Here is a 552-nt window from a genome sequence, read left to right as displayed (position 1 = left end):
CTCGGTCAGCGTGCGGAAGCCCAGGCTCGCCATGATCTGCCGGAGCTCCTCCGCCACGTAGAAGAAGAAGTTGAGGACGTGCTCCGGCGCGCCCGTGAACTTCTTGCGGAGCTCCGGGTCCTGCGTGGCGATGCCGACCGGGCAGGTGTTGAGGTGGCACTTGCGCATCATGATGCAGCCCGCCGCGACGAGCGGCGCCGTCGAGAAGCCGAACTCCTCGGCGCCGAGCAGGGCGGCGAACGCGACGTCGCGGCCGGTCATCAGCTTGCCGTCGGTCTGCACGATGGCGCGGCCGCGGAGCCCGTTCATCACGAGCACCTGGTGCGCCTCGGCGAGCCCGAGCTCCCACGCCACGCCGGCGTGGTGGATCGACGTGAGCGGGGAGGCGCCGGTGCCGCCCGAGTCGCCGCTGATCAGCACGACGTCGGCGTGCGCCTTGACGACGCCCGCGGCGATGGTCCCGACGCCGGCCTCGGCGACGAGCTTCACGCTGATGCGCGCCTTCGGGTTGATGTTCTTCAGATCGAAGATGAGCTGCGCGAGGTCCTCGAT

General features: G+C 69.9%; 1 protein-coding gene. It reads right to left on the bottom strand.

The annotated features are described in order from the left end of the window. Positions 1 to 552: glutamate synthase-related protein (locus BN4575_RS20415; RefSeq protein WP_256029040.1), on the bottom strand; the 552-nt coding region annotated here is incomplete at both ends.

It is taken from the genome of Aeromonas sp. EERV15 (assembly GCF_900079845.1).
Taxonomy (GTDB): domain Bacteria; phylum Pseudomonadota; class Gammaproteobacteria; order Enterobacterales; family Aeromonadaceae; genus Aeromonas; species Aeromonas sobria.
This window is presented reverse-complemented; position numbering and strand designations above follow the sequence as displayed.